This window comes from Psychromonas sp. (assembly GCF_047632955.1).
In the GTDB taxonomy this organism is placed as follows: Bacteria; Pseudomonadota; Gammaproteobacteria; order Enterobacterales; family Psychromonadaceae; genus Psychromonas.
On sequence record NZ_JBLIED010000003.1, the window covers coordinates 112979 to 125683 of the forward strand.

The following is a 12705-nucleotide window of genomic DNA, read 5'->3' on the forward strand; positions in this document are numbered from 1 at the left end:
TGCAGCCTTTAAAGTGGTTGCAGTTTTTGCTAAATAATAGATCAGAACAGTAGCAAGCTTGTTGTCGGTAAGCAAAACGTTGGTCCAAGGAATGCTTATGAAAATTGATATCAGGAAAATACAAGATAAAGATATTGGCGGTTTCTATGATGCTCTATGCAGTGTTGCAGGCGAAGGAATATATTTACTGACAACGACACCACCTCCCTATGAAAAAATGCTCAATTTTGTGCGCAATAACATTGAAAATAATAACGCTCAATACGTTGCAGTACACAACAATAACATCGTAGGCTGGGCTGACATTATTCCATTAGAGAGGAATACCATGACGCATGTCGGACACCTTGGAATGGGGGTACGATCGGACTTTCGTGGACGAGGAATAGGATCGCAACTTTTAGATAAAACAATTGCACACGCCTGGAATCAAGGGTTGACGCGTCTGGAACTGGAAGTGTTTTCTGATAATGAAATAGCGATTAATCTATATAAAAAATGCAGCTTCGAAATTGAAGGGGTAAAAAAGTGTGCCCGTTTGTTCGACAATAAGTATCAAGATATAAGCATCATGGCGCAATGCAGCATTTAGCAAAAAATTACCTCATTTGAATTTGCTACATTTGTTGCTAAAAACCCAAAACACCAAGTTATACGCCAGTGTTCCAGGCGTTAAAGTTTTTAGCCTTGTTAACGGGCAGAGGAAATATGGACGTCTCATTACTCAAAATCGATAAAGATGCGCGTAATATTTTAGAAAATCTATTTCATTATTATATCTATGAAATGTCGGATTTCTTAGCGCTAGCTCCTGATGAAAATGGTTACTTTTGTTTCAATAAATCTCAATTTGATGTTTATTGGGAAAGTGGCAGTCATTTCCCCTATTTTATTTATGTTGGTCAGGAATTAGCCGGCTTTGCATTGATTCGAAAATACCCTGCAGATCTTGCTATTACCGATATAGAACAATTTTTTATTCTTCGAAAATTTAACGGGAAAGGCGTTGGTAAACAAGCATTCAAGCTGGCCACACAGTTAATCTCTGATAAATGGCAAATTCGAGTGTTACTTGAAAATTCCAGGGCGTTATCTTTTTGGCAGTCGTCAGTCGCAAATGTTGTCGGAAAATTACACCTTATCTGAACATCTCGATGTTGATTTATTAATGTATTTCATTCGCTTTGAAGTGACCAGTTAACAATCGCATTAAACAAAACAAAGAATTTTTAAGGATGGAGAATGAAAATTAGGCCTGCAACGGAGCAAGATTTGTTGATAATTTCTGGTTGGTTGTTAAGCGAATTCGATGCGAAAAACTGGGGCGGGCCAGCAATTCACTTTCCGCTACATCTGGCGCAGCTAAAAATCGATATACAATGGCATGTTGCTCGTGCTTATGTTGTTGTTGATAAAAAAGGCGGTTTGATAGGCTTTGCTCAAGTCTTTAATAAGTTTAACTGCAAACACCTTGGCAGAATAGTCGTATCTCCCACAATGCGCGGCAAAAAAATGGGCTATCAATTTATGGACGCTCTTTTAAACTGCGTGGCTGAAAATGACGTGAGTTTTTCGTTATTTGTTTATGAGCACAATCTTCCCGCAAAAAAATTGTACCAAAGTCTCGGGTTTGAGGTTCGACCTTATCCAAAGGGTCTACAAGAAATAGCAGGTTGCCTCTTTATGGTTAAAAAAATATAACATAATTAACACCGCGGGTTAGTGCTTGTTTATTCAATTTTAAGAGGCTTGTATGAACATTAAAAAATTTTCCGAGAGAACCAATATATCTGCTTATACGATCAGATATTACGAAAAAATTGGTTTGTTAAAAAACATTTCGAGAAACGCCAGTGATCATCGTTACTTTACAGAAAAAGATATCATCTGGATCGAATTTATAAAGCGCTTAAAAGACACGGGTATGGCGCTTGATAATATAAGAAAATATGCGGATTTAAGAGATCAAGGCGCTTCAACATCACAATTAAGAATGCAAATTTTGCAGCAACACGCGCTGATACTTGAATCAAAAATAGCAGAACAACAATTTCATCTTACAAAGCTCAAGGATAAAATTGAACATTACGGTCAAATTATTGAGTCGGAAGTTAATGCTTGACTTAGAGTTCACTCTAAGTTGTAGAGTTGAATTATTAAATACATTACAACCGGAGTGTTAATGAATAATCAACGTTATGAATCAGGCCTTAATAAATTAAATGAAATTGACGGGAAAGCAGGGCAAAAAGTGATCGACAGTTTAGCCTCAATTTCGCCAGATTTAGCAAAATATACTATTGAGTTTCCTTTTGGAGATATTTATCAACGGCCGGGGCTTGATTTAAAGAGTCGAGAATTGGCAACGGTCGCCGCATTAACCGCTTTAGGAAGTTGCTTGCCGCAATTAAGTGTCCATATTCATGGCGCGTTGAATGTGGGTTGTAAGCCGAAAGAAATCGTTGAAGTCATTATACAAATGGCTGTCTATGCAGGTTTTCCCGCCGCTTTAAATGCAATGTTTGTGGCTAAAGAAGTCTTTATCGAACGGCAAATAATCAAAGAGTAATGATTAATCAGTAAGGGCAGAGGAATTTTTAATTTGTCATCGCCAGTTTCACACAGCTAATAAAAAACCACGACTAAATGAATAGCGTGGTTTTTGTTTTTAGAATATAAAAGTAAAGTTAAGCAAATACTTGTTGTAGTGGTGGCACTATTTGTTTTTTACGACTTAGTACACCGTCTAACCATACTTTACCGTCGACAGTTGCGTGACCAAAGGCTTGTTCGGCTAAATTTTCATTATCACTTACCACTAAAAGCTCTGAGCCTTCTTTCATGATATCGGTCAGCAATAATAAAACACTATGACGCTCGCCTTCTTTTTTTAATGCTATTATATCGGCAGCAAGCTCGGCTTTAATATCATCAAAAACACTTAAGTCGATAACTTCTAATTGGCCGATACCAATCTTGTTACCATTCATATTAAAGTCTTTAAAATCACGTTTAACTAGTTCTCGTACTGGCGTACCTTGAACAGCCGATTTTACTTTGAACATGTCCATGCCAAGTTCTTTAAAATCTTCAATACCGGCAATTGCAGCTAACGCTTCAACACATTTAATATCCGCAGTGGTACAGGTAGGCGATTTAAAAATAACCGTATCACTTAAAATAGCGCACATCATCGCGCCAGCTATATTTTTAGGGATTTCAACATTATAAAAATCATACATCATCTTAATGATGGTATTGGTACAGCCTACAGGACGAACCCAAATTTCAAGTGGTGTTGTGGTGGTTAAGTCACCTAATTTATGGTGATCAATAATACCTAAAATAGTAGCTTCATCAATATCATCGGGGGCAAGCTCAATGTCGCTATGATCGACAATATAAACATTATCACCGGCATAACTGGTTTTAAGTATTGGCTGTTCAAAACCAAACTTATTCAAAATGAATAGTGTTTCCGGGGTTAATTGACCTAAACGTGCAGGAACGGTTTCCTCACCTAAAGTGGTTTTTAAATATGATAATGCGATGGCTGAACAGATAGAGTCTGAATCAGGGATCTTGTGACCGACAACGTAATTTGGCATAAAAGTACTCTCCTTTAATTTGCCGTTATCTTAACAAACTATATTTTGTTTGGATATATTACAAAGAGTCTAGCCTTGAATAAAACACCAGAAATTGTGAACTTTCTAACCTTTGTGAGTACCTGAGTCGTCAGATAAAAAAGTTAACAACTATCGGCTATAGCTGCTTGCTGCAGTGATACAAAGTAAAATCGTATTATATTTCTTTCAATTATGAATGTCTTGTATTGCGCATTAATGCTGGTGCTTCAACGTAAAGGTCAGCTACAATCAGGTGTGTATGCTATCTGATTGTTTTATATGTTTATTGGCCTGTGGTTTTGATTAAAAGATAAGATTTCCAAGCTTTGTTTGTAAGTACGCTGAGTTTTTCGTGAAGTAATTAACTATTTTTGTAAAATCATCACGTTTAGTGTTGTTTAAGCATTTACTTAACTGTAGATTTGAACAAACCAAAACAACAACCGTAACTATTTTCGCAATTTCATTTGCTGTTATTTAAGTGTTTTTGTTATTCAAACATGCCAATCTTAATACAATGGCAATAAAACTGCTGTAGCGTTATCAACCTGACAACAGCATTCAAGATGAACTCATAAAAATTTTCTGTCATTTTAGGCTGTTTCAGTCCCGCAAAGCGTTATCACTTGTAATGAGAAGGACGTTTGCAGGATTATTTGATGTTTCTCTTAGTTTGTTCTATTGAGCGCGGGAGTAATCTAATCTTAACTCAAGTTTAAAGTATATCGGAAAGGGCATTTTTAATGTTTTTAAGTTATCTCAGTGCAAACAATCTATCCCAAAAAATGCTGCGTGTTATTTTTTCCATCTATCTGATGGTCGCATGCCTTATCACCAGTATTCAATTCTTGACTGAATATTTAAAAACCCAGGATTCAATCTCCAATGAATTGAAGCAATTGGAAGCCTCCGTGCTAGGGCCTGTTGCGACGAGTTTATGGCAATACAACCAGACTCAGCTGAATGCACTCGTCGCCGGACTTGTAAAAATGCCCATTATCGAAGGTGTTGATGTTTTCAATAAGCATGCTAACAATATGATTTCTAAAAGATCCTTCACTCCTGCCTCAGAACCCTTATCTATTTTTAATACACAATCCGATTTACATTGGTTGCTTAATGGCGAAAAAATATTTCTTGGAACGCTGGTTCTTTATTCATCATCGGAAGTAGTGTTAGATCGCGTCTGGTTTGGTTTTACCCTGATTGCGGTTACCGCAATCATAAAATTATCTGTTTTATTCGGGTTGTTTATCTGGGCCTTTAATCGTTATTTGGCCATCCCTTTAAAAGAATTAATGTCTCAAGTTAATGAGATTCAGCTTAGCAAAAATGTCAGTAAACGGATTAACCTTTCGAACACTGAAAACAACGAACTCAGTCAACTTCAACAGCATATGAATAATATGTTGTCTGCTATGGAAAGAGATCGCACTCGATTATTAGTGGATGAGCAAAACAAGCGAATTTGGTTAGAAAATGCCGTTGAAAAACGCACTGAAGCATTACAAATATTGAATGAAAAACTTCAAAGACTGGCAACCATTGATTCTTTAACCGGGGCATTAAACCGGGGAAGCTTCTTTGACTGTGCGCAACATTTGCTGATGCTTTGCCAACGCCAAAAATCACCGGTGTCCTTTGTTTTGATGGATTTAGATCACTTTAAAAATATCAACGATACCTATGGCCATTTTATTGGTGACCGGGTACTCATTCATTTCACCGAAACAATTCAAACTTTATTAAGAAAGTCTGATCTTATCGGGAGAATCGGTGGTGAAGAATTTGTAATATTTCTCCCTGATACGGGGATGGATGCCGCCTTCGGGCTTGCCGATGAAATAAGGAAGGCGATTGCCCATTCAAGGTTGGAGATTGAGGGTAAAACAGTCAGCTACACCGTGAGTCTTGGTATTGAGTCATCGGGTCCCAAAGATTTGTCAATTGACGAATTATTTAAACGCGCCGATTTGAAACTTTATGATGCAAAAGATAAGGGCCGTAACCGTGTCGAAATATAAAAAGCTGAAATGTATAAAGTCAAAGATTAAACAAGTGCATAGATCATTGTTTGTTATGCTCTTTTGGGTCGAAGCCGGCATTGCCAATACAAGCCACGCTGAAACATTGAACGTTTGCTACGACCAATGGGCCCCGATGACAATATTCCCATCGGAAGCGTCTTCTGACCGTGGTGTGGTGATTGATATGCTGGACGAAATATATAGCGCAAAAGGCTACCAACTAAAATATTATGAAGTTCCCCTGGCAAGAGGACTGGATATGGTGGCCGAGGGGCTTTGTGATATGTTACCGGAATATCTTTTTTCAAAAAATGCAGAAAAGGGTTTCATCTATGCCAGCGAAGCGACCTTTTTATACACTTCGGCCTTTGTCGTCAGGCGCGATGAAGAGTGGCTTTATAATGGTATTCACTCGATAAAAGGTAAACGTATTGCAACCGGGCCAGGCTGGGATTACAGCTCAATAAGCGCCGGTTATCAGAATTACATTGATGACCCCAAAAATTCTAATTTTGTTGAAGTGATCGCCGGTGATGATGATGTGGTTGAGCGAATATTACAGATGATTAGCGAAAATAGAGTCGATTTATATGCAGATAACGAACTTGTCCTTCTTCATACTTTAAATCGGCTTAACTTAACTGATAAACTTAAGGTCGTGCACCCGGGCTTCGAAAATAAACTGCTTGAAATGCCGATTTTTTCAAAAAAGATACCCGTTGTAAAAAGACAGGAACTTATCAAAATTTGGAACGAGGGGCGTTTGTCGCTGAAGGGTGAAAAAGAAAAAATGCTTCTCAGTAAATATAACGTAACATTTGCGCACTAGTGTAATACAAGACGTGTAATACAAGAAATGGAGAGTTTATGATTTATTCAACCACCGATACTATTCCAGGTAAAGAAATTATCGAGATAGTAGGCGTTGTTACGGGAAATGTGGTTCAAGCGAAACATATTGGACGAGATATTATGGCCAGTTTAAAAAGCATCGTCGGTGGTGAAATTCGCGGCTATACCGAAATGTTAACCGAAGCGAGGGATCTGGCAATCCAGCGCTTAGTGGCAAGCGCCAATGCAAAGGGGGCTGATGCCGTTGTTGGTATACGTTTTACTACCAGCGCAATTATGGATGGTTCGTCTGAAATTATGGCCTTTGGTACTGCCGTTAAATTAAAATAATAAAATCAATTCAGCGGGATAAGTGTATAGCAGACTCAGTTGCGCTTAAAAATTTTATTCCGCTGCACTTATTGATCTTATCCCGCTACGCACTTGCCTTAATTGGGCATTAGCTATCAAATTTAAGGGAGCATATGCAGCTTCAAGGGAAAATTTTAAATTGGAATGATGATAAAGGCTTTGGTTTTGTCGAGCCAAATGGTGGTGGAGAGCGCGCTTTTGTTCATATTAAAGCCTTTAGACCTGACGCTCGCAGACCTGTTAATGGCGAAGTGATTCTTTATGAATTAGTGCGTGAAAATAAGAATCGCTATAAAGCGGACAACATTACATTCGCTAGTGATGTTAAAAGTTCAAATAAAGGCAATAAAACTAAAAATGCCAGTCCCTTAGGTACTGTCTTTGTTTTGGTTTTTTGCATAGGACTTTTGCTGTCGGTGTTTATTGGAAAGTTACCCTTAATGATTGCCGGTTTATATATTGTAATGAGTTTAATCGCTTTTATCGCCTACGCATTGGATAAATCTGCGGCTCAAAATGGTCGCTGGAGAACTCGAGAAAGTACATTGCATCTGTTTTCTTTAGTCGGTGGTTGGCCTGGAGCTTTTTTTGCGCAAACAAAATTGCGCCATAAATCAAGTAAACAAGCATTTAAAAGCGTTTACCGGGTAACGGTTGTATTCAACCTAGCCGGCTTATTTTGGCTTTATACCGATAAGGGCACAAACTTCCTTAATAATGTCGTTCTGCCATTAGTGAATGGCCAGTAGCAGTTGGTCGGTGTTTTGGATAAATAAAAATCTGCCAATATAAGCTGCCAACTTATCAATGTGGAGTTAAATGCGATGAGAATCACCAGGAAGGATTTGGATGATGCTGTTAATAAGCACATTCTTTCCGCACAGCAGGCTGAAAACTTAGACCTTTATTTGCAAAGCTTGCCAAGTGTCGGACCAAGCTTCAATTTCACTAACGTGCTTTATTACTTAGGCGGCCTTTTAGCAATCGGAGCGATGACGCTGTTCATGAACTTAGGTTGGGAATCTTTTGGGGGCTGGGGAATTTTCTTTATTTCCCTCGCTTATGCAGCAGCCGGATTAAAACTAACGCAACTATTCGAGTCCAGAGGTTACGCTGTTCCGGCTGGTATCTGCGCCACATTTGCCGTGACCTTAACACCACTTGCAATATTTGGTCTGCAGCAAGCATTGGGTTTGTGGCCGGATGCAAGTAGCTATCAGGAATATCATAGGTACATCAAATGGCAGTGGATCTATATGGAGTTCGGAACATTAATTGTCGGCACCATCGTCGCCTGGCGTTATAAATACCCCTTCTTAATAATGCCGATAGCCGTAACACTTTGGTACATGTCGATGGACATCGCGTTAATGATTGCTGGAAGTAGTGCGCATTTTGAACTGCGCGCGCTGGTCTCAATGTATTTCGGTCTTTTAATTATACTGCTAGCTTTTTGGGTTGATTTCCGTGCTAAGGGAAAAGCAGATTTCGCATTTTGGCTATACCTATTTGGAGTGATGGGATTTTGGTGTGGAATGACAGCGCAATACTCAGACAGTGAGATTGCTAAGTTTGTCTACTTTTGTATCAATATTATTATGATCGGGGCTGGCGTGCTAATCACACGAAGAGTTTTTGTGGTTTTTGGCGCGCTAGGCTGCAGTTTTTATTTAGGGCATCTTGCCTATGACCTGTTTAAAGACAGCTGGTTATTTCCCATTGCATTGACTGCAATTGGCCTGCTGATAATTTACTTTGGTGTGCTCTGGCAGAAAAATGAAAAGATGATCAGCGAAAAAGTTAGAAAAATATTACCCGCTCAGGTAAAAGATTTTCTGGATTCTAGGGGGAATTAAGCGTTCCTCTTACTGGGTAAGAGGAGCTGTCCCACCTATTACTTCCCGTACAACGAGCGGCAATATTAATTTAACGCAGTGTTGCTTACTCTTTTATCCAGGATTCTATCTGTTCACGTGAGGGTATACTGCCCTTGTGCACAACTTGCTCATCTATCACCACCGCAGGAGTGCTCATCACGCCATAGGCCATAATTTGCGTCATATCCTCTATCTTTTCGATCTTAATCTTTACACCAAGCTGCTCTGCAACCTGAGTGATCAGTGTGACTGTGGTTTTACATTTTGTGCAGCCTGAGCCTAGTACTTTAATGTTTTTCATTTGTCGTTCCTCATAATAAAGGGGTGAAAGTGTTAAAAATCCAGCCAACCAATGTGAAAGCCACTAATAACATGGCAAATAAGATTGCCAATAGCCGCCACTGCATGACCTGTTTAAGTAAAATAAATTCCGGAAAACTCGCCGCCACTGTGCTCATACAAAAGGCTAAGGTGGTGCCTATCGGCAAGCCGTTGCTGAGCAGACTTTCCATCACCGGAATGATCCCGGTGGCATTGGAGTAAAGGGGAATACCTAACAAAACTGCCGCCGGTACTGACCACCATTGCTGATCACCGAGATGCGTTGCAATCCAGCCGTCGGGGACAAATCCGTGCAGCGCCGCACCGAGCCCAACCCCGATAATAACCCATTTCCAGACGCGGCCGAAGATCTCTAAAGCTTCAGTTTTGGCAAATTGATGGCGATTACGCAAGGAGAGTTTATCTTTTGTTTGCTCTGCTGCTACGCCTTCTGTTGATGCTGTTTGCAGTTGTCCACGTTTTAGCGCCTCTGCGGCAAAGGACTGTAACCAGCGTTCGGCTTTGATAAAATCAAGAAACAACCCGCCTAACATGCCCACTGTCATTCCCACAAGCACATACAAAACCGTAAATTTCCAGCCTAATAAGCTCATCAAAAGCAGTATTGCAACTTCATTGATCAGCGGTGAAGTGATTAAAAAAGACATCGTAATGCCCACGGGAATACCCGCGGAGGTAAACCCGAGAAATACCGGAATACTTGAGCAGGAACAAAACGGGGTGATGGCACCAAAACTTGAACCCATCAGATAACCAATGCCGCGATGTTTGCCGGCCAGATAATCCCGTACTTTTTCCACATTGAGAGAGGCGCGCAGCAAGGCTATCACGTAGATCATCACGATCAGAAGGACAAAAATTTTGCTGGTGTCTTCGATAAAAAAGTGGACCGCATCGGCAAGCTTAGTATCGCTTGTGATCTGCAATAGGTCGTAAGTTAACCAGTCGGCCAATTCAGTGAAAATTTCAAACATTAGACTTCTCCAAACCAGTGCCGGGTGCTATTGGCAAAATAAACTAAAGACAACATTACCGGGACTTCGACCAGTACGCCGACCACCGTTGCTAATGCCGCGCCCGAATGTAAACCAAACAGAGAGATTGCCACGGCGACCGCCAGTTCAAAAAAGTTTGAGGTGCCGATCAAAGCTGCCGGGGCGGCAATATTATAGGGTAGCTTGATAGCGCGAGCCGCTGCATAGGCAATGGCAAAAATACCGTAGCTTTGAATCAGTAAGGGAATGGCTATCAGTAAAATAGTCTGCGGTTGCGCCAGTATCGTCTCCGCCTGAAAGCCGAAAAGCAGAATGACGGTGCCTAATAAACCGATGATTGACCAGGGTTTAGTTTTTGCGAGAAAGGTCGTGATACTGTTACTGTTGTGCTTATGTTGAAGGTAATAGCGAGTGCTGACGCCGGCGAGTAAAGGTAAAACCACATAGAGTACCACTGACAGTACCAAGGTTTCCCACGGGACCGTAATATCGGTGACTCCTAACAGAAAAGCACTGATCGGCGCAAAGGCGAAGACCATAATAATATCATTAACCGAAACCTGCACCAGCGTGTAATTTGCATCTCCTTTGGTAAGCTGGCTCCAGACAAAGACCATGGCGGTGCAGGGCGCGACACCGAGCAAAATCATTCCTGCTATGTATTGGTTCGCATCCTGCGGATCAACCCAGCCGGCAAAGAAGACTTTGAAAAATAACCAACCCAATGCGGCCATAGTAAAGGGTTTGATAAGCCAGTTAATGACCAGAGTAAGCATTAAACCTTTGGGCTTTTTGCCCACATCTTTTATCGAGCTGAAATCAATCTGCACCATTATCGGATAGATCATTACCCAGATTAAAAGCGCGACGACTAAATTGACATGCGCCCATTCGAGTCTGGCAATCTGTAAAAATGCCGCCGGCACTAAACTGCCGAGAAACACACCAACAACAATACAGATGCCAACCCAGAGAGATAAATAACGTTCAAAAATACCCATTTAAAATGCCTTCTATGTACTCTAACTATGTGCCAAAAATCACTTATTGCAACAGCTTTGAACTCGCTCGGGGCGCGTTCCCATGCGCGACAGCCTGAGCCTGTTTACGCTTAAATAGTGTGCATTATTATTCGCGGTTTCTGCCAGAACACGTTTTGCCCAATTGCTGAGCGCCGGATTGATTTGATAAAACACCCACTGACCTTGTCTGATATCGATCAGCAGCCCGCATTTTCTCAGTTGCGCCAGGTGACGGGAAATTTTCGGTTGGATCTCTTGTAGCGCTTCCATTAATTCACAGACACAAAGCTCATGTTCATGTGTGATCATTAACAGACAACGCAGTCGAGTATCATCAGCTAAACATTTGTAAAACTGCACAGGATCCATGGTTCACCTTTAAATATTTTATATTAATAAATACATATGAATAATCGTATATATGAAATAAAGTATATGCCTATCATAAAGACTGTCAATTTTATTTATCAAAAAACGGCAAAAAGTCAGACATAGGCGGGTGGTCAATTAAAAAGGGGAGAAGGTCGAGATGATTAGCGGATAACCATGAGTTCAGTTGGTATTAGTTTTCCTGCTGGCAGCGCTTTGTAAAAAACGGCTTGACCGCCAATAATGACTCACTGAATCTTAAATGAGTCATTTTGTGGATCCAGAATCCAGAATCCAGAAATAACAATCAAAATTTAATCAGACATCATGCAGGCAACGCTCGGCCATCAGGTAACCTAATTTTATCATCTCTGCAGAACGTTCAAATTCCAGCGTCCCGCAAGTATCTCTGGATATTTCTATAACATGATCAGCTGGATAAGCGGCTAACTTTTGACGTGCGATGGTACTTTGCATTGCATCAATAGCCAATTCTGCAATATTGTAGATTTTCCAGTCAATGCCTTTTTCCTGCTGAATATTTTTATGCGGCGTAAAATGTTTAGTAATGACGTCTAAGTTTACCGGGATCATTGAGCCGTTGTGGTTTTTTACTGCTGTTTTATGTTGTTGATGATGAATGGCACCGCCGAGGTTTACGGCAATAGTTACATCGGTACGGTCGCTAAAAGTGGGAGCAATAGGAACCGGGTTCAAAACCCCGCCGTCAATGAGATCAACCCCTTCACGCACAACCGGGGTAAAAAACAGCGGCATTGCCATCGATGCACGCAGTGCTTGGAATAAGGATCCTTTGTTTATCCACACCTCTTTTTCATTTCTAATGTCTGAGGCAACGGCAGTATAAGTAATAGGCAAATCTTCTATCTGATAATCACCAAACAACTCAATCAACACATTGATTATTTTATCGCCACGCGCATCATTATTCCAATTGACATAAAATAGTTTCAATTTATAGAGGGTCGTAATACTGGCGGCCCATGCTTCAAATTCATCAAGTTTGCCCATCGCATACATTCCGCCGACCAAAGCACCAACAGAACTGCCCGATATTGATTTTATTTCATAATCGTGGGCTAACAACCAGCGTATCACGCCAATGTGTGCCATTCCTCTTGCGCCGCCACTGCCAAGTACGAGAGAAACGGTTTTTTTGTTTGTTTTTGTCATGCTGAGCCCTTAGAACATTAAGTGTTAATTTTATGTGGTCCGAAGCA

General features: G+C 40.5%; 16 protein-coding genes. 10 read left to right on the forward strand and 6 right to left on the reverse strand.

The window, feature by feature from the left end; translation table 11 throughout:
* Window positions 1-97 precede the first annotated feature (97 nt).
* From ACJAZP_RS03765 to ACJAZP_RS03785, 5 genes are all read left to right on the forward strand, one after another.
* Window positions 98-592, forward strand: a complete 495-nt coding sequence (locus ACJAZP_RS03765) for a GNAT family N-acetyltransferase (protein WP_415229394.1) — start codon at window positions 98-100, stop codon at window positions 590-592.
* Between the two features lie 116 nt (window positions 593-708).
* Window positions 709-1146 (forward strand): GNAT family N-acetyltransferase, encoded by a 438-nt coding sequence (locus ACJAZP_RS03770; RefSeq protein ID WP_415229395.1) that lies wholly within the window; start codon window positions 709-711, stop codon window positions 1144-1146.
* Window positions 1147-1242: 96 nt separating this feature from the next.
* On the forward strand, window positions 1243-1701 hold the full coding sequence (locus ACJAZP_RS03775; protein WP_415229396.1) for a GNAT family N-acetyltransferase: 459 nt from the start codon (window positions 1243-1245) through the stop codon (window positions 1699-1701).
* Window positions 1702-1753: 52 nt separating this feature from the next.
* On the forward strand, window positions 1754-2122 hold the full coding sequence (locus ACJAZP_RS03780; protein ID WP_415229397.1) for a MerR family transcriptional regulator: 369 nt from the start codon (window positions 1754-1756) through the stop codon (window positions 2120-2122).
* A 60-nt stretch (window positions 2123-2182) separates the two neighbouring features.
* Entirely contained in the window at window positions 2183-2569 is a 387-nt protein-coding gene (locus tag ACJAZP_RS03785) for a carboxymuconolactone decarboxylase family protein (protein ID WP_415229398.1), read from the forward strand.
* 118 nt (window positions 2570-2687) lie between these two features.
* Here the strand turns inward: ACJAZP_RS03785 and ACJAZP_RS03790 are convergent, their stop codons facing one another.
* Window positions 2688-3608 (reverse strand): manganese-dependent inorganic pyrophosphatase, encoded by a 921-nt coding sequence (locus tag ACJAZP_RS03790; RefSeq protein WP_415229399.1) that lies wholly within the window; start codon window positions 3606-3608, stop codon window positions 2688-2690.
* A 764-nt stretch (window positions 3609-4372) separates the two neighbouring features.
* Between ACJAZP_RS03790 and ACJAZP_RS03795 the strand changes: the two genes are divergently transcribed.
* The 5 genes from ACJAZP_RS03795 (at window position 4373) to ACJAZP_RS03815 (ending at window position 8715) form a co-directional block, all read left to right on the forward strand.
* Entirely contained in the window at window positions 4373-5653 is a 1281-nt protein-coding gene (locus ACJAZP_RS03795) for a GGDEF domain-containing protein (protein ID WP_415229400.1), read from the forward strand.
* A gap of 55 nt (window positions 5654-5708) precedes the next feature.
* Complete coding sequence (locus ACJAZP_RS03800) at window positions 5709-6485, forward strand: substrate-binding periplasmic protein (RefSeq protein ID WP_415229497.1); 777 nt, start codon at window positions 5709-5711, stop codon at window positions 6483-6485.
* A 38-nt stretch (window positions 6486-6523) separates the two neighbouring features.
* Window positions 6524-6838: a heavy metal-binding domain-containing protein gene (locus ACJAZP_RS03805; protein WP_415229401.1), complete on the forward strand. Its 315-nt coding sequence runs from the start codon at window positions 6524-6526 to the stop codon at window positions 6836-6838.
* 134 nt (window positions 6839-6972) lie between these two features.
* A complete protein-coding gene (locus ACJAZP_RS03810) occupies window positions 6973-7608 on the forward strand; it encodes a DUF1294 domain-containing protein (protein WP_415229402.1) in 636 nt (211 codons plus the stop codon).
* 75 nt (window positions 7609-7683) lie between these two features.
* On the forward strand, window positions 7684-8715 hold the full coding sequence (locus tag ACJAZP_RS03815) for a DUF2157 domain-containing protein (protein ID WP_415229403.1): 1032 nt from the start codon (window positions 7684-7686) through the stop codon (window positions 8713-8715).
* 85 nt (window positions 8716-8800) lie between these two features.
* Here the strand turns inward: ACJAZP_RS03815 and ACJAZP_RS03820 are convergent, their stop codons facing one another.
* The 5 genes from ACJAZP_RS03820 to ACJAZP_RS03840 all read right to left on the reverse strand — a co-directional run bounded on the left by ACJAZP_RS03820 (window position 8801) and on the right by ACJAZP_RS03840 (window position 12658).
* Window positions 8801-9037 (reverse strand): thioredoxin family protein, encoded by a 237-nt coding sequence (locus ACJAZP_RS03820; protein WP_415229404.1) that lies wholly within the window; start codon window positions 9035-9037, stop codon window positions 8801-8803.
* A gap of 10 nt (window positions 9038-9047) precedes the next feature.
* On the reverse strand, window positions 9048-10052 hold the full coding sequence (locus ACJAZP_RS03825) for a permease (RefSeq protein WP_415229405.1): 1005 nt from the start codon (window positions 10050-10052) through the stop codon (window positions 9048-9050).
* Window positions 10052-11074 carry an ACR3 family arsenite efflux transporter gene (gene arsB, locus ACJAZP_RS03830; RefSeq protein WP_415229406.1) on the reverse strand — a complete coding sequence of 341 codons (1023 nt, stop codon included), beginning with the start codon at window positions 11072-11074 and terminating at the stop codon, window positions 10052-10054. The genes ACJAZP_RS03825 and arsB overlap by 1 nt, the downstream gene beginning before the upstream one ends.
* A 39-nt stretch (window positions 11075-11113) precedes the next feature.
* Window positions 11114-11464, reverse strand: a complete 351-nt coding sequence (locus ACJAZP_RS03835) for a metalloregulator ArsR/SmtB family transcription factor (protein ID WP_415229407.1) — start codon at window positions 11462-11464, stop codon at window positions 11114-11116.
* Between the two features lie 318 nt (window positions 11465-11782).
* Entirely contained in the window at window positions 11783-12658 is an 876-nt protein-coding gene (locus tag ACJAZP_RS03840; RefSeq protein WP_415229408.1) for a patatin-like phospholipase family protein, read from the reverse strand.
* Window positions 12659-12705: the final 47 nt, after the last annotated feature.

What these genes read in the sequence shown, in the direction of transcription:
- ACJAZP_RS03765 (WP_415229394.1), top strand. Translation starts at nt 98, where the DNA reads ATGAAAATTGATATCAGGAAAATACAAGATAAAGATATTGGCGGTTTC.
- ACJAZP_RS03770 (WP_415229395.1), top strand. Translation starts at nt 709, where the DNA reads ATGGACGTCTCATTACTCAAAATCGATAAAGATGCGCGTAATATTTTA.
- ACJAZP_RS03775 (WP_415229396.1), top strand. Translation starts at nt 1,243, where the DNA reads ATGAAAATTAGGCCTGCAACGGAGCAAGATTTGTTGATAATTTCTGGT.
- ACJAZP_RS03780 (WP_415229397.1), top strand. Translation starts at nt 1,754, where the DNA reads ATGAACATTAAAAAATTTTCCGAGAGAACCAATATATCTGCTTATACG.
- ACJAZP_RS03785 (WP_415229398.1), top strand. Translation starts at nt 2,183, where the DNA reads ATGAATAATCAACGTTATGAATCAGGCCTTAATAAATTAAATGAAATT.
- ACJAZP_RS03790 (WP_415229399.1), bottom strand. Translation starts at nt 3,608, where the DNA reads ATGCCAAATTACGTTGTCGGTCACAAGATCCCTGATTCAGACTCTATC.
- ACJAZP_RS03795 (WP_415229400.1), top strand. Translation starts at nt 4,373, where the DNA reads ATGTTTTTAAGTTATCTCAGTGCAAACAATCTATCCCAAAAAATGCTG.
- ACJAZP_RS03800 (WP_415229497.1), top strand. Translation starts at nt 5,709, where the DNA reads ATGCTCTTTTGGGTCGAAGCCGGCATTGCCAATACAAGCCACGCTGAA.
- ACJAZP_RS03805 (WP_415229401.1), top strand. Translation starts at nt 6,524, where the DNA reads ATGATTTATTCAACCACCGATACTATTCCAGGTAAAGAAATTATCGAG.
- ACJAZP_RS03810 (WP_415229402.1), top strand. Translation starts at nt 6,973, where the DNA reads ATGCAGCTTCAAGGGAAAATTTTAAATTGGAATGATGATAAAGGCTTT.
- ACJAZP_RS03815 (WP_415229403.1), top strand. Translation starts at nt 7,684, where the DNA reads ATGAGAATCACCAGGAAGGATTTGGATGATGCTGTTAATAAGCACATT.
- ACJAZP_RS03820 (WP_415229404.1), bottom strand. Translation starts at nt 9,037, where the DNA reads ATGAAAAACATTAAAGTACTAGGCTCAGGCTGCACAAAATGTAAAACC.
- ACJAZP_RS03825 (WP_415229405.1), bottom strand. Translation starts at nt 10,052, where the DNA reads ATGTTTGAAATTTTCACTGAATTGGCCGACTGGTTAACTTACGACCTA.
- arsB (WP_415229406.1), bottom strand. Translation starts at nt 11,074, where the DNA reads ATGGGTATTTTTGAACGTTATTTATCTCTCTGGGTTGGCATCTGTATT.
- ACJAZP_RS03835 (WP_415229407.1), bottom strand. Translation starts at nt 11,464, where the DNA reads ATGGATCCTGTGCAGTTTTACAAATGTTTAGCTGATGATACTCGACTG.
- ACJAZP_RS03840 (WP_415229408.1), bottom strand. Translation starts at nt 12,658, where the DNA reads ATGACAAAAACAAACAAAAAAACCGTTTCTCTCGTACTTGGCAGTGGC.